Annotated in this window: 18 protein-coding genes; 3 read left to right on the plus strand and 15 right to left on the minus strand. The window is 67.0% G+C overall.

Annotated elements, in window-relative coordinates:
• Nucleotides 1–6: 6 nt before the first annotated feature.
• From OSH07_RS22295 to OSH07_RS22330, 8 genes are read right to left on the minus strand one after another with little or no spacing between them, the layout of a single operon-like run.
• A complete protein-coding gene (locus tag OSH07_RS22295; RefSeq protein WP_266340910.1) occupies nt 7–786 on the minus strand; it encodes an acetoacetate decarboxylase family protein in 780 nt (259 codons plus the stop codon).
• On the minus strand, nt 786–1,589 hold the full coding sequence (locus tag OSH07_RS22300) for an SDR family NAD(P)-dependent oxidoreductase (RefSeq protein ID WP_266340911.1): 804 nt from the start codon (nt 1,587–1,589) through the stop codon (nt 786–788). Before OSH07_RS22300 ends, OSH07_RS22295 begins: the two co-directional genes overlap by 1 nt.
• A complete protein-coding gene (locus OSH07_RS22305) occupies nt 1,586–2,398 on the minus strand; it encodes a sugar phosphate isomerase/epimerase family protein (RefSeq protein ID WP_266340912.1) in 813 nt (270 codons plus the stop codon). Before OSH07_RS22305 ends, OSH07_RS22300 begins: the two co-directional genes overlap by 4 nt.
• 5 nt (nt 2,399–2,403) lie before the next feature.
• Entirely contained in the window at nt 2,404–3,447 is a 1,044-nt protein-coding gene (locus OSH07_RS22310; RefSeq protein WP_266340913.1) for a Gfo/Idh/MocA family protein, read from the minus strand.
• Between the two features lie 13 nt (nt 3,448–3,460).
• On the minus strand, nt 3,461–4,174 hold the full coding sequence (locus tag OSH07_RS22315) for a FadR/GntR family transcriptional regulator (RefSeq protein WP_266340914.1): 714 nt from the start codon (nt 4,172–4,174) through the stop codon (nt 3,461–3,463).
• A 10-nt stretch (nt 4,175–4,184) separates the two neighbouring features.
• On the minus strand, nt 4,185–5,180 hold the full coding sequence (locus OSH07_RS22320; protein WP_266340915.1) for an ABC transporter permease: 996 nt from the start codon (nt 5,178–5,180) through the stop codon (nt 4,185–4,187).
• Between the two features lie 12 nt (nt 5,181–5,192).
• Nucleotides 5,193–6,719 carry a sugar ABC transporter ATP-binding protein gene (locus OSH07_RS22325; protein ID WP_266340916.1) on the minus strand — a complete coding sequence of 509 codons (1,527 nt, stop codon included), beginning with the start codon at nt 6,717–6,719 and terminating at the stop codon, nt 5,193–5,195.
• A 59-nt stretch (nt 6,720–6,778) separates the two neighbouring features.
• On the minus strand, nt 6,779–7,978 hold the full coding sequence (locus OSH07_RS22330) for a sugar ABC transporter substrate-binding protein (RefSeq protein WP_266340917.1): 1,200 nt from the start codon (nt 7,976–7,978) through the stop codon (nt 6,779–6,781).
• Nucleotides 7,979–8,204: 226 nt separating this feature from the next.
• On the opposite strand from OSH07_RS22330, the gene OSH07_RS22335 reads away from it, so the two are divergent.
• The 3 genes from OSH07_RS22335 (at nt 8,205) to OSH07_RS22345 (ending at nt 11,803) form a co-directional block, all read left to right on the plus strand.
• Nucleotides 8,205–9,299 (plus strand): mandelate racemase/muconate lactonizing enzyme family protein, encoded by a 1,095-nt coding sequence (locus OSH07_RS22335; protein ID WP_266340918.1) that lies wholly within the window; start codon nt 8,205–8,207, stop codon nt 9,297–9,299.
• A 418-nt stretch (nt 9,300–9,717) separates the two neighbouring features.
• Complete coding sequence (locus OSH07_RS22340; RefSeq protein ID WP_266340919.1) at nt 9,718–10,362, plus strand: SGNH/GDSL hydrolase family protein; 645 nt, start codon at nt 9,718–9,720, stop codon at nt 10,360–10,362.
• A gap of 10 nt (nt 10,363–10,372) precedes the next feature.
• Nucleotides 10,373–11,803 carry an arabinose isomerase gene (locus OSH07_RS22345; protein ID WP_266340920.1) on the plus strand — a complete coding sequence of 477 codons (1,431 nt, stop codon included), beginning with the start codon at nt 10,373–10,375 and terminating at the stop codon, nt 11,801–11,803.
• A 45-nt stretch (nt 11,804–11,848) separates the two neighbouring features.
• Here OSH07_RS22345 and OSH07_RS22350 read toward each other — a convergent pair whose 3' ends face one another.
• The 7 genes from OSH07_RS22350 to OSH07_RS22380 all read right to left on the minus strand — a co-directional run bounded on the left by OSH07_RS22350 (nt 11,849) and on the right by OSH07_RS22380 (nt 19,093).
• Nucleotides 11,849–12,922, minus strand: coding sequence for an NAD(P)-dependent alcohol dehydrogenase (locus tag OSH07_RS22350; protein WP_266340921.1), 1,074 nt, complete (start codon nt 12,920–12,922; stop codon nt 11,849–11,851).
• Between the two features lie 128 nt (nt 12,923–13,050).
• On the minus strand, nt 13,051–13,437 hold the full coding sequence (gene mnhG / locus OSH07_RS22355; RefSeq protein WP_266340922.1) for a monovalent cation/H(+) antiporter subunit G: 387 nt from the start codon (nt 13,435–13,437) through the stop codon (nt 13,051–13,053).
• Nucleotides 13,434–13,715, minus strand: coding sequence for a K+/H+ antiporter subunit F (locus OSH07_RS22360; RefSeq protein WP_266340923.1), 282 nt, complete (start codon nt 13,713–13,715; stop codon nt 13,434–13,436). The genes mnhG and OSH07_RS22360 overlap by 4 nt, the downstream gene beginning before the upstream one ends.
• Nucleotides 13,712–14,197, minus strand: coding sequence for a Na+/H+ antiporter subunit E (locus OSH07_RS22365; protein WP_266340924.1), 486 nt, complete (start codon nt 14,195–14,197; stop codon nt 13,712–13,714). Before OSH07_RS22365 ends, OSH07_RS22360 begins: the two co-directional genes overlap by 4 nt.
• Nucleotides 14,194–15,834 (minus strand): monovalent cation/H+ antiporter subunit D, encoded by a 1,641-nt coding sequence (locus OSH07_RS22370; protein WP_266340925.1) that lies wholly within the window; start codon nt 15,832–15,834, stop codon nt 14,194–14,196. Before OSH07_RS22370 ends, OSH07_RS22365 begins: the two co-directional genes overlap by 4 nt.
• Entirely contained in the window at nt 15,834–16,175 is a 342-nt protein-coding gene (locus OSH07_RS22375) for a Na+/H+ antiporter subunit C (protein WP_266340926.1), read from the minus strand. The genes OSH07_RS22370 and OSH07_RS22375 overlap by 1 nt, the downstream gene beginning before the upstream one ends.
• Nucleotides 16,175–19,093 carry a monovalent cation/H+ antiporter subunit A gene (locus tag OSH07_RS22380; protein WP_266340927.1) on the minus strand — a complete coding sequence of 973 codons (2,919 nt, stop codon included), beginning with the start codon at nt 19,091–19,093 and terminating at the stop codon, nt 16,175–16,177. The genes OSH07_RS22375 and OSH07_RS22380 overlap by 1 nt, the downstream gene beginning before the upstream one ends.
• Nucleotides 19,094–19,095: the final 2 nt, after the last annotated feature.

Raw genomic sequence — 19,095 nt, forward strand, 5'->3', positions numbered from 1 at the left:
TTCCCCTCAGGCGAGATAGTCGTGAACGATGCGGCCGGGCACCAGCGTGAAATCGGCCTTCCAGTGCAGCCCGTCCAGCATGTCGACCACCGGCAGGCGGTGGATCGGCGCCTGCGCGTTGGGCCGCAGCTCGACGGTGCAGGGACCGCCCCAGCATTCATGCACGACGACATTGGCGAGCCGCCGCGCCGTCAGCTGCCGGATGGCCGGGCGCTGGTCGATGTGGTCGATCACCTTCAGATTGATGTTCTCGGCGAAGTCGAAATGCTTGTTGAGGCTGGCGAGCGTGTCGGTGCGCTGCTTGTAGGGCAGCGTCCCGGTCAGGACGTCGATGCCGTTCCGCGCCACCGTGCCGACGACGAGATCGCCGCGCAGCTCCAGTTTCGGCTCGCCATATTTCTTCGGCTGGCCGTGCAACTCGCGGCCATGCACGACGCCCGCGTCGGAGGAGAGGAACAGATAGGGCGAGTAGGACCCTTCGGCGACGCCCGGCAGGCGGCAGCCGAGCGAGACGTTGCTCTCGCCGTAGGGGCCGAGCCACTCCGTGTCGTTCATCTTGTAGATATGCGCCATGACGATGTCGCTGGTCGGCTCCAGCGGCGGCGGCAGCAGCCGCGCGACGGCCGCCTCCGTCGTGCGCCAGACCAGCGTCAGCACGTCGACATTGCGGAAGGTGAACGGATAGGGCGGCACCATCGGCGCGTCCCAGGGGGTCGAGAAACCGGGCTTCAGGATGTCGTCGACCGACAGGCGGTCGAGGCCGCCATTGCGCAGATCCTTGCTCATCAGTCGGCGTCCCTTCCGAAGCGGGCTTCCTTCGGCGGCGCGATGCCGTAGCCGACGAAGCCGCCGGTGACGTTGATCAGTTCGCCGGTGACAAAGGAGGCTTCCGGCGAGACCACGTAGGAGACGGCGGCGGCGACATCGGCCGGTCGGCACCAGCGGCCGACGGGGATCGTCTTCAAGACCTGCGCCTCGAACGCCTCCCAGGAGAGGCCGAGCTTGTCGGCCTTCTCGCGGAACTGTTTCTCCATCCCGGTGCCGGGGCCGACATGGCCGGGCGCGACGCCGTTGACGGTGATGCCGTAGGAGGCGAGCTCGACGGCGAGGCACTGGGTCAGGCCCCAGAGCGCGTTCTTCGACGAGATGTAGGCGCTGGAATAGGGATTGCCGAAGTTGAGCCGGGTGATGATGTTGACGATGCGGCCGCGCTCGGCCCGCATCATCGTCCGCGCCGCGGCGCGGCAGGTCAGGAACGGCCCGCGCGCATTGACGCTCTGGATCCGGTCCCATTCCTCCGGCGTCGTGTCGACGACGAGCTTCTGCAGGTGGATGCCGGCGGCGTTGACGAGGATGTCGAGGCGGCCATGCTGGTCGAGGACCGTCTCGAATGCCTGGTCGACCGAGTTCGCGTCGGTGATGTCGATGCCGACCGCGCTGCCGCCGACACCACTAGCGACCTCGGCCGCCAGCGCCTCGTTGTGATCGGCGGCGACGACGTGGTAGCCGTCCCCAGCCAGCCGGCGCACGATCTCCGCGCCGATGCCGCCCGCGCCGCCCGTCACGAGCGCAATCCCTTTTTCCGTCACGCCAGCCACTCCCTCACGCAGTCGCGCATGTCGATGGTTTCGGTCAGCACGTCGTCGTGCAGCCCGTCCATGTAGTCCTGATGCACATATTCGATCGCCAGATAGCCGTCATAGCCGGCCGCCCTGAGCGTTCCCAGCATCGCCGGGAAATTGAGCGTGCCGAGCGACAGCTTGCATTGCAGCACGCCCATGCGCGCCTGGCGCAGATGCACGTGCGCGGCATGCGGCGCCAGCACGTCGATCTCTTCCTGCCGGTAGCCGAGGCAGACGAAATGCGCGTAGTCGAGCACGAGCTCCAGCCCGGGCACGCGATCGAGCAGGTCGAGCACCAGCGTCGGGCTTTCGAGATAGGAATGGACATGTGGCTCGATGGTGAGCTGGATGCCTTCCGGCGCTGCGATCGCCACCAGCCGGCGCAGGCTCTCCGCCGATTCCACGAGTGCCGCGGCCCGGTCCTGTCCGGGATTGACCACGCCGGGCAGCACGAAGACGCTGCCGAGGCCGGCGCTCCTGGCGAAGTGGACGACCTGGCGGAAATCCGCCTCGTTCTGCGCGCGATGGCGGGGATCGGCCAGGTTCCGGTCCGACAGCGAGCCGCCGAACAGGTGGTAGAGATTGGGCAGCGCGACGCCGAGCTTCAGCACGCGCTCGGCCATGCCGTCGGGATCGGCGATCAGCGCTTCCCTGTCGAGGCCGGGCTTGTAGAAATAGCCGAGGTCGAGCGCGCCGATTCCGAGCACGCGCGAGAACCCGGCCGCCTCGTCCAGCGTCAGGCCGCGCAGCGACCAGGTGGTGAGCGAGAGCTTCATCCGCGTCAGACCTTCTCGACGCGGCCGCTCTCGGCCGAGCGGTAGAGCGCGTCGAGCACTTCGACCGCGCGCATGCCGACGACGCCCGGCGACTCGTTGCGCGGATGCAGGCCGCGGCAGATATCGACCAGCAGGTTGACCGGCTCGATGCAGCTATAGGCGCCGGCGCCGGCGGCGATCGGCACGATCTCGTCCGTGCCGTCGCGGCGGCTCACTTCCAGCCGCTCGCGCTCGATGTCGAGCAGCAGCATGCCTTCCGAGCCGAAGATGCGCAGGTCGATCTGGAAGCCGCGATGCTTCGGCACGGTGGACGAGCCGGAGAGCGAGCCGGTGGCGCCATTGGCGAAGCGGACGACGGCGGCATCGTAGTAGTCGACGCCCGCCGGCGAGCGGCCGACCATGGCGAAGACCTCTTCCGGCTCGATATCGGCGATCTTGAACAGCAGGCCGAGCGCATGGACGAGCTGGCCCCAGCCATAGCCGCCGGCGCGCTTCGGATCCGCCCAGGTCGAGGCCGGCGGGCGGAACATCGCGCCCTCGGTCTCCTTCATCGGCTCGCCGGCCATCAGGTCGCCGAGCGCCGAGGCCATCTGCAGCACGACGTGCTCGACCCGGCCGATCGCGCCCGAGGCGATCAGCTCGGCCGCCCGCGCGCTGAAATGCTTGAAGTTCCAGCCATAGGGCACGACGATCTCGCGACCGCGCTCCGCCGCCGCCGCGACGATCTCGCGCGCGTCGGACGCGGTCGTGGCGAGCGGCTTCTCGACCAGGACATGGCAGCCGGCCTGGATCGCGGCCAGCGCATGTTCGTGATGCAGCACATGCGGCGAGGCGACGATGACGCCGTCGAGCGGCACCTCGCGCAGCATCGCGGCATAGTCCTCATAGCCGTGCTCGATGCCGAAGCGGCTCTGGATCTGCCCGAGCTCCGCCTTGCCGAGCCGGTTGACGGCGACCAGTTCGCAATGCGGGTTGTCCCTGAGCGCCGGAATGTGGTTCTCGACCGCCCACCATCCGGTCCCGATGATGCCAATCCTGGCGCGCTTCATGAGTTTCGTTCCATCAGGGAGTGATATCCATGGCGTTGACCGTCGAGAGGTGCACGTTGGTCATGTGCTGGACCATCGCGGCCTCGGCGGCGTCGGGGTCGCGCGCCGCCAGCGCCGCGACGATGAGCTCGTGATCCCTAAAGGACTGGCCGAGGACGCCCGGCGTCTCGGCGGCGATCCGCCGGTATTCCATGCCGAGGACGTAGAGCGAGGTCGAGACGCGCACGAGGAACGGGTTGCCCGTCGCGTCGGAGAGGACGCGGTGGAACTCGACGTCGGAGACGCGGAAGCCTATGGGATCGTTGATCAATCCGCGCTGGACGATCAGCATGTTTTTCATCCGCGTCAGGTCTTCCGCCGTGATCCGCTCGGCCGCCATGCGCCCGATGCCGCCGTCGATCAGCTTCCGCGACTCGTAGAGCGCATTGACGTTGTGCTCGTTGAGCGTGATCAGCAGTTGCAGCGGCCCGAGCAGGTCGGAGGCTTCGAGCGATGACACATAGATGCCGCCGCCCTGCCGGACCTTGAGCACGCCAAGGATCTGCAGGCCGCGCAGCGCCTCGCGCACGCTCGGCCGGCTCACCTGCATGGCGGCCGCCAGCTCGCGCTCGGGCGGAAGCTGGTCGCCCGGCCGAAGGTTCTTCGTCCGCACCAGGTCGAGGAGCTTCTTGGCAACCTGTTCGGCTACCGAGCTGCGCTCGATCGGTTCGAAGTCGGCCGGGATCATTTCCGCCATCCTATTCCCCCAGCGCGCGGGTTCGGATCTGGTCGAGGCTGACTGCAAGCATCAACACGACGCCGCGCGTCACGTCCTGCCAGAAGCTGGAAACATTGAGCAAAGTCAGGCCGTTATTGAGCGTGCCGAGGATCAGCACGGCCAGCAGCGTACCCCAGACGCTGCCGCGACCGCCGTTGAGGCTGGTGCCGCCGAGGATGATGGCGGCGATGACGGTCAGGAGTTGCGAGCCGGCGGCGGTCGGGCCTGCAGCGCCCAGCATGGCGCCCAGGATGGTGCCGGCGACGGCGCCGGAGATGGCCGAGATCACATAGAGGATGATGACGGTCTTCTCGAGCGGGATGCCGATCAGGCGCGACGCCTCGGCATTGCCGCCGGCGGCGTAGATGTAGCGGCCGAAGCGCATCTTCGTCATGACAATCCAGAGGCCGACGAAGGTGACCATCATGATCACGAACGGGATCGGGATGCCGGCGACGCGGCCCGAACCGACCCAGTTGAAGCCCGGCACCATCAGCGGCCGGGTCAGGCCGCCGGTCAGCACCAGGGCGATGCCGGAGATGATGCTCATCATGCCGAGGGTCACGATCAGCGGGTTCAGGCGCAGACGGGTTGTAAACAGTCCGTTAACCACGCCGATGGCGCCAGCTACAGCAATCGCGAGCAGCACGCCGATCCAGATCGGGAAGCCCATGCCGTGCAGCATCGAGATGACGACGCCGGTCAGGCCGGCGATGGCCGCGACCGAGAGGTCGAGTCCGCCGGCGATGATCAGCGGCGTGCCGGCCGCGGCCATCAGGCCGATATAGGCGACGTTGCCGCCGATCTGCAGCATGTTCCTGAGCGTCAGGAAATAGGGCGACAGGACGGAGAAGACCGCAATCAGGATCAGATAGAAGATCCCGAGCATGGCGACGCCCGACCAAGGCTTGCCGAACAGCGAGAGCATCTGTTCCCTGGCGCCGCCGGCGGAGTGGGTTTCGATGGATTGGGCCATGGAATGGGTCCTTCAGGGTGCCGAAAAGGCAGGATCGTTGCCGGTTGCGGCCATGAGTTCGGCGGGCTTGGCGCCCCGTTCGAAGGTTCCGACGACGCGGCCGCGGTCGAGCACCAGCGAGCGGTCGCTGATCCCCGCGACTTCCTCGACGTCGGAGGAGAGGATCAGCACGGCATAGCCGCGGTTCGCGAGTTCACGCAGCTTGCCGTAGATCTCGCGCCTTGCGCCGACATCGACGCCGCGCGTGGGTTCCTCGAGGATCAGCAGCTTGACGCCCTCGACCAGCCAGCGCGCGATGCAGACCTTCTGCTGGTTGCCGCCGGAAAGGGTGCGGATCTTCTGCTCGGGGCCGCGGGTGCGGATGCCGAGCTCGCCGATCCAGCGGATGGCGTGCTGCGCCTCCTCGGCCTGCGACATGAACAGGCCGCGCTCGAAGCGCTCCTCGAAGGGGAGGGCGATGTTCTCGCGCACGGTCAGGTCGGCGATGATGCCTTCCTTCTTGCGCTCGGCGGCGACGAAGCCGATGCCGGCGAGCTTGCCGTCGCGGGCGCTCATCGGCCGGTAGCTCTGGCCGCCCAGCCGGACCTCGGCCGTCTTGAGGGGACCGAGCGCGCCATATAGCGCGCGGCCGAGCACTTCGACGCCGGAGCCGACCAGGCCGAAAATGCCGAGGATCTCGTTCTGGTGCAGGCTGAAGGCGACGTCTTCGAGCTTGCGCGGGATGGTAAGCTTCTCGACGGCGAGGATCTCGGCGCCGGCGACGCCCGGCGCGCCGACATCGTAGAGATCGTCGACCGTGTTGCCGAGCATGGCGGCGAGGACCTCGCCTCGCTTGGTGTCGGCGGTGTTGAAGGTGCCGGCATTGCGGCCGTCGCGCAGCACGACGATGCGATCGGAGATCTCGAACACTTCCGACAGGTAGTGCGAGATATAGATGACGGAGACGCGGTTTTCCTTCAGGCGGCGGATGATCCTGAAGATCATCTTCGCTTCCTGCTCGGTCAGCGCCGCTGTCGGCTCGTCCATGACGAGGATGCTGGCCTTGCCGGCGAGCGCGCGGGCGATCTCGACGATGCGCTGCTCGGCGACGGAAAGGTGTTTCACCAGCATGTCGGGCAGGATGTTGGCGAAACCGAGCTGGTCGAGCAGTTCGCGCGACCGCGTCCGCATCGTGTCCTTGTCGACCTGCAGGATGCCGAAGCGGCGTTTCAGCGGCATGTCGCCCAAGAAGATGTTCTCGGCCACCGTCATGTCCGGCATGACGGAGATTTCCTGCGGCAGCAGCTTGACGCCCGCGGCGACGGCGGCGGCCGGATCCTTGAAGTCGACCTCGCCGCCATCGATGCGGACTGAGCCGCCGTCGCGAGTGTAGAGGCCAGTCAGGATCTTCATCAGCGTCGATTTACCGGCGCCGTTGGAGCCGAGCAGCGCGACGACTTCGCCGGGGTCGACGGTCAGATCGACATCCGTCAGCACCGGAACGCGTCCGAAGGACTTGCCGATGCCATGCATGCCGAGGCGGGGAACGGTGGTCGCCATGCGGCCCTTCCTGCAGAGGGTGAGATGAAGGCGGGCGCCCGGGGGCGCCCGCCAGCCGATCAGTTGGTCGGGATCAGGTTCTGGTAGTCGGCGAGGTCCGGCAGCGTGCGGATCTCGGCCAGATGCTTCTCGAAGGCTTCCTGCGGGAAGGTGAACTGGATCGGGTCCTTGCCATCGGCGCAGGCGAACTTGTCGTAGAACTTGCAGACATTGTCCTTGGTGACCATGACGTGGTTGACCAGGACGGTGTCCGGCACTTCCTTGCCGGCCAGCTGCATCAGCGCGAGCGGGATCAGGTAGTTGCCATAGCGCTCGGGGAAGTAGCCTACCGACGAGACGAAGGCCGGTTCGTCGATCATGGTCTGGATTTCGTCGGCACCCATGCCGACCACGATCAGGTCCGCCTCGCGGCCGGCCTGCTTGACGGCGCGCAGCATACCGGTCGCCGCCTGGTCGTTGATCGCCGTCACCATGATCGGCGCGCCTTCGGGAATGCGCCCGATGACGTTGTTCATCTGGGTGAAGCTCTCTTCGAGCGTGTTCTTGGTGTCGATCTTGATGACGTGATCGTCCGAGAAGCCTTCGACGGCGGCCTTGAAGCCGGCGACCTGGCCGCCGGTGCGCATGGCCGGGATCGCGCCCGACTGCGGCAGCTCGCCGACGACGAAGAAGCCCTGCTTGACCTTGTCGGCGCCGAACTTGGCGATCGCGGCCTGGCCGAGATAGGCGCCGCCCATGAAGCCCGAACGCGGGTTGTTGGCGCCGAAGAAGGTCGCGCCCGGCATCGGGATGTCGATCGCCACCACCTTGGTGTTGGCCTCGTTCATCTGCTGCATGATGGTGGCGCCGAAATTGGCGTCGGTCTGGAACTCGGTGACGTGGTCGACCTGGCGCTGCAGGAAGCTCTGCGCATTGGCGAGCGCTGTGGCGCCGTCGAGACGGTTGTCGGTGATCTGCAGGTCGACGCCGGCGGCCTTGGCGTTCTCGACCATGCCGTTCTCGACCTTCAGGCAGAACGACACGTCGCGCTGCAGATTGGCGAAGCCGAGGACGAGGTTCTTGCCGTTGTTGGGCTTATGGGCGGCGGTGGCGTCGGCGACCATCGCCTTGAGCTGGTCGGCGCTCAGCATGGCGCCGTCGAATTTCGCCGGGTCGAAGCCGTGGAAATCCTCGGCATAGGCCGCACTGCCGAGCAAAAGCGACATGACCGCGAAGCTGGCGACGCGGCGCATGGCGTGGAACGGAGTCCGAGCGTGCATTGAAAAGTCTCCTCCCTCAAAGAGCGTTTTGAATTGGTAAGGCCAATTTCTTGGCGGCAAAACTGGCACGACATTCCGGATCACGCAAGGGTCACTTTGCAATAATTGGCCTGACCAATTCGATTGACGGCCTCCCGGTTTTGAATTTAGCCTTGCTGCAATCGATCGCGCGGCAAGCGCGACCATGGGAGGAAATCGCATGCGCCTCGGCGGGGCTGAGTGCTTTGTGCTGCGTTGGCCAGAGCCGAACGACTTCAATCACGACCGGATGACCTTGCTGGTCCGCCTCGACACCACGGCCGGGATTTCCGGCTGGGGCGAGGCGATCGCCATGTGGCCGGAAGCCTTGCGGGCCACCGAGACGGTGATCCGCGACGGGCTGCTGCCGTTGCTGGCCGAGCGCGATCTTGCCGACGTCGAGGGCTGCTGGCAGGCCATGAAGGACCATTGCTGGTGGTATGGCGAGGGCGGTATCGCCTCGATGGCGATCTCGGCGCTCGACATGGCGCTCTGGGACATCAAGGCGAAGGAAGCCGGCAAGCCGCTGGTCGATCTCTTCGGCCGCCATCACCAGTCGCTGCCGGTCTGCGCGAGCCTGCACGTCAACCAGGCGACGATCGAGGACAGCGTGCGCGACATCGCCGGCCACATCGCCGGCGGCTTCCGCTCCACCAAGCTCGGCCTTGCCAAGCGCGGCCTGTCGAGGGCCGGGCGCGATCCCGATTATGACGTCGCGCTGGTCGCGGCGCTGCGCGCGGCGATCGGGCCGGAAGCCGGCATCATGGTCGATGCCGGCAACGGCACGAAATGGGACCTCGACACCGCCATCCGAACCGTGAAGCGCCTGGAAGAGTCCGGCATTGCCTGGATCGAGGAGCCGTTCCTGCCGAGCCGGGTCGCCGATCATGTCGCGCTGAAGGCGGCGATCTCGACGCCGGTCGCGGTCGGCGAGCGCGAATTCACGGTCGCCGGCTACCAGCGCTGGCTCGACACGGGCGCCGCGGACGTGCTCGGCCTCGATCCGGCCCGCATCGAGGGCGTCACCGGCTTCCGCAAGGCGGCCGCTGTTATCGAGGCGGCCGGCAAGGTGGTCAACGCCCATGCCTGGAGCACGGCGGTGCTGACCGGCGCCAGCCTGCATCTCTCGCTCGCATCGAAGACGGCGGAACTGTTCGAATTGAAGCCGCTGCCGGGGCCGATGCAGTTCGAGCTGATCGACGAGCCGTTCTGGCATGAGAACGGTCTGATCTCGGCGCCGAACCGTCCCGGCCACGGCGCCGAGCCGCGCGCCGACGTGCTGGCGCGGTATCGGGCGAACTGAGGGCGCGGACGGCGGGTAGACCCTCACCCCAACCCTCTCCCGCGAGCGGGAGAGGGGGCAGGTCGAGCCGGTCTCGCCGCCTCCGCCGCGCCGCCGGAAAAGCCCTCGCCCGCCGGCGGGAGAGGGTGGGGTGAGGGGCTTTCTTAGCTTTCTTCGCCGCCGGAGAGACTGAACGTGGGGCGCCAATGCTCCGTCATCCCTGCGAAAGCAGGGATCCATGCAGCGGAAGCCTCCGACGATAGGGTTCCTGGTTTCCGGCCGTCTGGATCCCTGCTTTCGCAGGGATGACGGCGAGGGTGGGGAGAGGTCGGAGGCAGGGCCCGAGGCACGCATTCAGGCCCGGTTTCGCAGATTTATTGAGTCTCCCTCTTGAGAATTGAAGGTGAGAATTGAGATGGCTGGTGCCGAGGAAACCCCCATGAAAACCGTTCTCGTCTATGGCGATTCCAACAGCTGGGGCGCCGAGCCGCAGCCCGAGCGCGGCGTCGGCGGCCGCTTCGCGCCAGACGTGCGCTGGCCGGGCGTGCTGCAGAAGGCGCTTGGCGACGGCGTGCAGGTGATCGCCGAGGGGCTGAACGGCCGCACCACCTGCGTCGACGACCCCGTCGAGGGGCATCACAAGAACGGCGCCCGCTTCCTGCAGGTGGCGATCGAGACGCACATGCCGCTCGACCTCGTCATCATCAAGCTCGGTACCAACGATTTGAAGGCGCGGCTTTCGATGCAGGCCGGCGACATCGCCGACGGCGCGGGCCGCCTCGCCGATATCGTGCTCGGTTCGGCGACGGGGCCGCAGGGCAGGGCGCCCAGGGTGCTGCTCGTCGTGCCGGCGCCGATCTCGAAACTCGGCTGGCTGAAGGAAATGTTCGATGGCGGCACGGAAAAGTCGCGGAAGCTCGCCGGCGAGTTCGCCCGCGCCGCGGCGGCCCGCGATGTCGCGCTGTTCGACGCCGGCTCGGTGATCACCTCGAGCGAGGTCGACGGCATTCATCTCGATGCGGAAGCGCATCGCATCCTGGGCGAGGCGCTTGCCGACCGCGTCCGGTCCCTGCTGGCGGATTGAGGAAGAAGAAATGGCGCATGACACGCTCAAGGTCGGCCTGTTCGGCATCGGCCTCAACGCCTACTGGCCGCAATTCGCCGGCCTTGAGCCGCGCCTGCGCGGCTATATCGAGCGGGTGGCGGAAAAGCTGGCGCGTCCCGGCGTCGAGATCGTCAATCTCGGCCTGATCGACGACCCGGAAAAGGCGATGGATGCCGGCCACCAGCTGCGGGCCGCCGATGTCGACCTGATCTTCCTGCACGTGACGACCTATGCCGTCTCCTCGACCGTGCTGCCCGTGGTGCAGCGGGCCAAGGTGCCGGTCGTCATCCTGAACCTGCAGCCGGAGGCGGCGATCGACTATGCGACCTTCAACGCGCTCGACGACCGCACCAAGATGACCGGCGAATGGCTCGCTTTCTGCGCGGCCTGCCCGGTGCCGGAGATCGCCAACGTCTTCCGCCGCGCCGGCATCGATTTCCACCAGGTGACCGGCGTGCTCGACGGCGACCCGCATGTCGACCGCGAGATCGAGGCCTGGATCGAGGCGGCGCGCGTCGCCTATGTCATGTCGCACAACCGCCTCGGCCTGATGGGCCGCTACTATAACGGCATGCTCGACATCTATTCCGACACGACGGCGCAGGTCGCGACCTTCGGCGGCCATCTCGAAATCGTCGAGATCGACGAGCTGGCGGCGTTGCGGAAATCGGTGACGGAGCTGGAGGCGGCCGCCCGCGTCGACGCGTTCCGCGCCGAATTCGACATCCAGCCCGATTGCGACCCGGCCGAGCTTCTTCGCGCGGCGCGGACGTCTGTCGCGCTCGACCGGCTGGTGGCGAAGCACAAGCTCGGCTCGCTCGCCTATTACTACGAATCGACGCCCGGCCATGACCACGAGGACGTCATCTCCTCGGTCATCCTCGGCTGCTCCTACCTGACGGCGCGGGGCGTGCCGGTGGCGGGCGAGTATGAGGTGAAGAACGCCCAGGCGATGAAGATCCTCGATACGTTCGGCATCGGCGGTTCGTTCACCGAGTACTACGGCATCGATTTCAACGACGACATCGTGCTGATGGGCCATGACGGCCCCGGCCATACGAGGATCGCCGAGGGCAAGACCAAGGTCCGGCCGCTCAAGGTCTATCACGGCAAGGTCGGCTCGGGCGTCAGCGTCGAGATGTCGGTGAAGCATGGCCCGGTGACGTTGCTTTCGGTCGCCGAGGACGGCGCCGGCGGGCTGAAGCTGGTGGTGGCCGAAGCCGAATCGGTGCCGGGCCCGATCCTCGAGATCGGCAACACCAACAGCCGCTATCGCTTCTCGATCGGCGCACGGAAGTTCGTCGAGACGTGGAACGCCGAATGCCCGGCGCATCACTGCGCGATCGGCGTCGGCCACATCGCCGACCGGATCGAGAAGCTCGGCCAGCTCCTCGGCATCCGCACCGTCAAGGTCTGCTAAAAAGGGACGGGCGACCCGAGACGGAGGGGACGCCCGCCTCAGGGCTCAGGGCGTGATCGCCACCTTCAGCACGCCGTCGCGCTGGTGGCCGAACAGGTCGTAGGCCGCCTCGATGTCGTCGAGCTTGAAGCGGTGGGTGACCAGCGACTTCAGGTCGACGCGGCCGGAGGCGACGACGTTCATCAGCCGGCGCATGCGTTCCTTGCCGCCCGGGCAGAGCGAGGTGATGATCTTGTTGTCGCCGAGACCGGCCGAGAAGGCGCTGAGCGGGATCTTCAGGTCGCTCGAATAGACGCCGAGGCTGGAGAGCGTGCCGCCGGGGCGCAGCACGCGGAGCGCCGATTCGAAGGTGCCCTGGGTGCCGAGGGCCTCGATCGCCACGTCGACGCCACGGCCATCGGTCAGCGCCATGATCTGCTCGACCGGGTCGCCCTTCTTGAAGTCGACGACGATGTCGGCGCCGAGCTTCTTCGCGACGGCGAGCCGCTCCGGCACGGTGTCGACGCCGATGATCGTGGTGGCGCCCATCAGCTTGGCGCCGGCGACGGCGCAGAGGCCGATCGGGCCGAGCGCGAACACGACGACCGTGTCGCCGATCCTGACGCCGCCGCTCTCGGCGCCGGCGAAACCCGTCGACATGATGTCGGGGCACATCAGGATCTCTTCGTCCGAAAGCCCCTCGGCGACCGGGCTCAGATTGGCGGCGGCGTCCGGAACCAGCACGTATTCCGCCTGGCAGCCATCGATGATGTTGCCGAACTTCCAGCCGCCGGTGGTCTTGAAGCCGTGCTTGGTGCCGGGGCCGTCCTGCGAGCCGCAGCCGCAGAGGCACGCATAGCTGTGGCCGCTCGGCGTGATCGCGCCGGCGATGACGCGCTGGCCCTCGGTGTAGCCCTCGACGGCGGAGCCGAGCTTCTCGATCACGCCGACCGGCTCGTGGCCGATGGTCAGGCCCTTGGCGACGGGATATTCGCCCTTCAGGATGTGGATGTCGGTGCCGCAGATCGTCGTCGTGGTGATGCGCATCAGCGCGTCGCGCGGGCCGACGTCGGGAATGGGCTTCTCGTCGAGGACGATGCGCCCCGGTTCGACGAAGATGGCGGCTTTCATGCGTGGCATCTGGACCTCCTGCTACCCGATGGACGGGCCAAGGCTAACGGCAAGCGCCGTCGGTCGGCATTGATGCACGTCAAGATGACGCAGAGTTGAACCCTGCTACCAGGCCGGGTGTCGGCTGTGCCGCGCGCTCAGCCCTTCTCGACCGCCTCGTCGCGGGGCGGCGGCGCGCCGGTGTCGAATTCCGGCATACCCGCCTTGCCCTCGATGCGGTCGCGGTAGATCGCGGCGCGGCCGAGCAGCATCAGCGTCACCGGCGTCGTCACGGTCACGAAGACGGTGATCAGCAGTTCGTGCAGGGCGAGGCGCGACTGCAGCACCGAGAAGAACAGGATCGAGGCGATCAGCACGCCGCCGGCGCCGCAGGTGGTGCCGAGCGTCGGCGCGTGGATGCGCTCGTAGAAGCTCTTGAACTGCACGAGGCCGATGGTGCCGAGCAGCGTCAGCCCGGACCCGAGCAGCAGCAGCAGCGAAACGAGGATCGCCGCCCAGAGCGGGAAATCGTCGAGGCCGGTCATTCGATCACCTCGCCGCGCATCAGGAACTTGGCGAGCGCCGCCGTCGAGACGAAGGCGAGCAGCGCGATCACCAGGGCGGCCTCGAAATAGATCGTGCTGGCGGAACGGATGCCGAGAGTGAGGATCAGCAGCATGGCGGCGACATAGAGCGCGTCGAGGCCGAGCACGCGGTCCTGCGCCCGCGGGCCGCGGATGACGCGGAATGCGGCGCAGCCCATCGCCGCCACCAGCATCCACTGCGACAGCGTCACGGACCAGAGGAGGATCGTCGCGCTCATTCGAAAATCTCCGACAGCATCCGGGCGTAGCGGTTGCGGATCAGGTCGACCCAGGCCTGTTCGTCGACCAGGTCGAGCACATGGATCATCAGTCGGCCGGTGTCGGCGTGGTTTTCGATCCAGGCCGTGCCGGGCGTCGCGGTCAGGATGCAGGAGAGCACCGCCAGCGCGGTCGGGTCGCGCAGTTGCAGCGGAATGGTGAGGAAGCCCGGATTGCGCGGCCGGCGCTTGCCATTGAGGATGATGGTGGCAACCGCGATGTTGGAGCGGAAGATGTCGCCGAGCACCAGGAAGAAGAGGCGAGGGATCAGGTCCCAGCGCCGGATGCGCGGCTTTGAGGGCTGCAGGGCCGTCATCGCCCACGAGGCGCCATAGGCGATTACGGCGCCGAGCAGCAGGTGGCCGAGCGAGAACTTGTTGAGCAGCAGCCACATCAGCAGTAGCGACGCCGTCAGCAGCGGATAGGGCAGGACCTTTCTCATGGCGCGACCTCCGCCGCCGGCGGCAAGACGCGCGGCGCGCGCATCACGCCCTCGATATAGGTCTGCGGCGAATGCAGCGACTGCGCCGTCTGCTCCATGTAGGTCATCACCGGGCCGCCATAGATGGTGAGGCCGGCGCAGAGCGCCAGCAGGAAGGCGACCGGCGCGATTTCCATCAGCAGCACGCGCGGCACGCGGCCCTCGATCGGCGCCCAGAAGGTCTGGATGCCCGAGCGGGTGATCGAGATCATCGCCGCGAGGCCGGAGATCACCAGCAGGCCGGCGAAGACCCAGCTCGCGAGCGAGAGCGTGCTGCCCTGGGTGAGGCCGTTCGGGTTGAACACCGCCGTCAGGATGGCGAACTTGCCGATGAAGCCGGAGAGCGGCGGCAGGCCGGCGAGCAGCAGGCCGCAGCTCGCGAAGCAGATGCCGAGGATGACGAGCGTGGCGGGAATGGCGACGCCGATCTCCTCCTCCGCCTCTTCCTCTTCCATGTCGTCGCCATAGGCGTCCATGGTGACGGCGAGCACGTTGGCGGCCGGATCCTGCACGCGGTCGACCAGCTCGATCAGCAGGAAGAAGGCGCTGACCGAGAGGGTCGAGCTGACGAGATAGTAGAGCGCGCCGGCCGTGGTCGGCGCATTGGCCATGCCGATCGCGGCGAGCAGCGTGCCGGACGAGACCAGGATATAATAGCCCGCGAGCCGCCCCTTCGCCTGCGAGGCCAGCACGCCGATGATGCCGAAGGCCATGGTCACCATGCCGCCGACGAGAAGCCAGTTGTCGCCGACGCCGGTCGAATCGCCGGCGCCGGCTCCGAAGAGCAGTGGCGACAGCCGCATCAGCACATAGATGCCGACCTTGGAGAGGATGGCGAAGATGGCGGCGACCGGCGCTGCGGCGGCGTTGTAGGCGGTCGGCAGCCAGAAGCCGAGCGGCCACATGCCGGCCTTGACCAGGAAGGCGATGCCGAGAATGCCGGCGCCGGCATCGAGCAGCATCCGGTCGGAGGACGGCACGGCGGCGACGCGAAGGGCCAGATCCGCCATGTTGAGCGTGCCGGTGACGCCGTAGATCATGGCAACGCCGATCAGGAACAACGACGAGGCGGCGAGGTTGATGACGATATAGTGCAGGCCCGCCTTGACGCGCGCCTGGCCGGAGCCGTGCAGCATCAACCCATAGGACGAGGCGAGCAGTACCTCGAAGAAGACGAACAGGTTGAACAGGTCGCCGGTCAGGAACGCGCCGTTCAGCCCCATCAGCAGCAATTGGAACAGGGTGTGGAAGTGTGGGCCGCTCTTGTGCCAGCGCGCCAGCGAATAGATCAGCGCCGGCAGCGCCAGCAGCGCGGTCAGCACCAGCATCAGCGCGGAAAGCCGGTCGAGCACCAGCACGATGCCGAACGGCGCCGGCCAGTTGCCGAGCAGGTAGACGCTGGCGGCCGCCTGGTTCGTGGCGGTCGGTGTGTCGGCCATTTCGAGCAGCGTCAGCGCCACCAGCCCGAGGCAGATGGTGGAGACGATGTTGATCGCCGCCTTCACCTGGTGGCGCCGTTCGTCGAACATCAGCAGCAGCGCGCCGGTGAAGAGCGGCAGCAGGATCGGGACGATGACGAGATGATCGAGCCACGTCATCAGTTGGGCTCCCGGCCGTCGACATGGTCGCTGCCCGTCAGGCCGCGCGAAACCAGCAGCACGACGAGGAACAGCGCGGCGGTGGCGAAGCCGATGACGATGGCGGTCAGCACGAGTGCCTGCGGGATGGGGTCGGCATAGTCGGCAGGATTCACGGGCGCTCCCGAGGCGAGCACGGGCGGCGCGGCGACCTTCAGCCGGCCCATCGAGAAGATGAAGAGATTGACGCCATAGGCGATCAGCGACAGCCCGATGATGAGCTGGTAGGTGCGCGGCCGGAACAGCAGCCATACGCCCGAGCCGATCAGGACCCCGATTCCGATGGCGAGAACGAGCTCCATCAGGCGGCCTCCTCGCTGGTGGCCGGGGCCGTCCGCGGCGCGCGCAGGCGGCGGATCGACTGGTGGGCGAGGGCGATCAGCATGAGGGTGGTGGCGCCGAGAACGAGGGAGAACACGCCGAGATCGAAGAACAGGGCGCTGGCGAACGGAACCGCGCCGATCAGCGGCAGATCGACATATTGCGAATGCGAGGTCAGGAACGGATAGCCGAACACCCAGGACCCGCAGCCGACGACGGCAGCGAGGAGGAGGCCGATCGCGATCCAGCGCACCGGCAGCACGCGCAGCCGGTCCTCGACCCACACCGTTCCGGCGGCCATGTATTGCAGGATGAACGCGGCCGCCATCGCGATGCCGGCCGCGAAGCCGCCGCCGGGCAGGTCATGGCCGCGCATGAACAGGTAGGCGGCGAAGACGATGATCACCGGGAACAGCCACTTCATGATGACGGCGGGCACCAGCAGGTAGTCGCTGACGGTGTCGCCGAGCTTGCGGTCGGGCCGCGCGTCGTCATCGGCGTTCTGGATGCGTTGCTGTTCCGGCGATTCGACGCTGTCGGCGGCCGGGCGGAAGCGGCGCAGCAGCGCATAGACGGTGAGCGCCACGACGCCGAGAACCGTCATCTCGCCCATCGTGTCGAAGCCGCGGAAATCGACCAGGATGACATTGACGACGTTGCGGCCGCCGCCTTCCGAATAGGCCTTCTGCAGGAAGAAGTCGGAGATCGTGTCGGGCGCGGCGCGCGTCATGATCGCATAGGAGACGAGCATCATGCCCACGCCGGCGGCGACGGCGACGATGAGGTCACGATAGCGGCGGAGCTTGGCGCCGAGCGTGACGTCGCCGTTGACGATCTCCTGCGAGCGCTTCGGCAGCCAGCGCAGGCCGAGCAGGATCAGCACCGTCGTCACCACCTCGACCAGCAATTGGGTGACCGCGAGATCGGGCGCCGAGAACCACAGGAAGGTCAGGCAGGTGACGAGGCCGGCGCCGCCCATCAGCGTCAGCGCGACGAGGCGATGGAACTTGGCCTGCCATGCCGCGCCGATGGCGCAGACGATGGCGATCGCCCAGAGGCCGACAAAGGCCGGGTCCGCGCCGGCGAGCGTCAGCTTGTCCCGGTTGAAGCCGAGCACGGTGAGGGGCCAGATCGCAGCGAACAGCGCCACCAGCACCAGCCAGCGAAGCTGCGGCTGCAGGCGGCGGGTGCCGAGCCAGCCTTCGAGGAAGCGGGCCCAGCGCCAGGAAACCGTGACCATGGCGCGCTCGAAGATGCGCTGTCCCTTGAGGCGGCGGAAATAGGGCGGGCCTTCCTCCGAGGTCGCGAGGTAGTTCTTCAGCAGCGCGAACAGGACGAGGCCGACGGCGAGCGCGCCGAGGCTCATGATCAGCGGCAGGTTGAAGCCGTGCCAGACGGCGAGGCTGTATACCGGCGTGCGCGCGCCGAGCACCGAGGTGACGGCCGTGTGCAGATATGGACCGATGGTGATGCCCGGAATGACGCCGACGACGAGGCAGGCGAGCACCAGCAGCAGGATCGGGAAGCGCATCCAGAATGGCGGCTCGTGCGGCGTGCGCGGCAGGTCCGTCGGTGGTGGGCCGAAGAAGGTCGAGTGGATGAAGCGGACCGAATAGGCGACCGCGAAGGCGCTGCCGACGAAGGCGGCATAGGGTGCGACGGTATCGAGGATCGAGTTGGCATGTGTCTCGATCGTCTCGGCGAAGAACATTTCCTTCGAGATGAAGCCGTTCAGGAGCGGAACGCCCGCCATCGCCGCGCTCGCCACCATGGCGAGCGTCGCCGTGAATGGCATGAAGCGGAACAGCCCGCTCAGCCGGCGCATGTCACGCGTGCCCGTCTCGTGGTCGATGATGCCGGCGGCCATGAACAACGACGCCTTGAAGGTGGCGTGGTTCATCATGTGGAAGATGGCCGCGACGGCGCCGAGCGGGCTGCCGAGGCTCAGCAGCAGGGTGATCAGGCCGAGATGGCTGATGGTCGAATAGGCGAGCAGGCCTTTGATGTCCTGCTGGAAGATCGCGAAATAGGAGCCGAGCAGGAACGACATCATGCCGGCGAAGCCGACGATCCAGAACCATTCATAGGTTCCGGCGAGCACCGGCCAGAACCGCGCCAGCAGAAAGACGCCGGCCTTCACCATGGTGGCCGAATGCAGGAAGGCCGAAACCGGCGTCGGCGCCGCCATGGCGTTGGGCAGCCAGAAATGGAACGGGAACTGCGCGCTCTTGGTCAGCGCGCCGAGCAGGATCAGGCAGAGCGTCGGCACATAGAGCGGGTGCGAGCGGATCAGGTCGCCGGACGCGAGCACCGTGTCGAGCTGGTAGCTGCCGACGATGTGGCCGATCAGCAGCACGCCGGTGAGCAGGCCGAGGCCGCCTATGCCGGTGATCGTCAGCGCCATGCGCGCGCCGTCACGGGCGCCGGCATTGTGGTGCCAGTAGCCGATCAGCAGGAAGGAGAAGATGCTCGTCAGTTCCCAGAACACGACGAGCAGGATCAGGTTGCCGGAGAGCACGATCCCGAGCATCGAGCCCATGAAGGCAAGGAAGAACGAGAAGAAGCGCGGCACCGGGTCTTCCGGCGACATGTAGTAGCGCGCGTAGATGACCACGAGCAGGCCGATGGCGCTGACGAGCAGCGCGAACATCCAGGCGAAGCCATCCATCCGGAGCGAGAAATTGAGGCCGAGCGCCGGGATCCACTCGATCTCGTTGCGGACCGCGCTGACCGAGGCGACGTGCGGATAGAGCATCAGCACGGAGGCGAGGCAGATCAGCGTGACCAGCCCGGCCAGTCCCGCCGCTGCGGTGCGGGCATGGGTGGGCAGCAGGGCCGCTAGCAAGCTTCCGGCAAATGGCAGGCCGACCATCAAGATGAGCGATGTGTCGTCCGTCATAC

Source organism: Kaistia nematophila, from assembly GCF_026343855.1.
Lineage (GTDB): Bacteria > Pseudomonadota > Alphaproteobacteria > Rhizobiales > Kaistiaceae > Kaistia > Kaistia nematophila.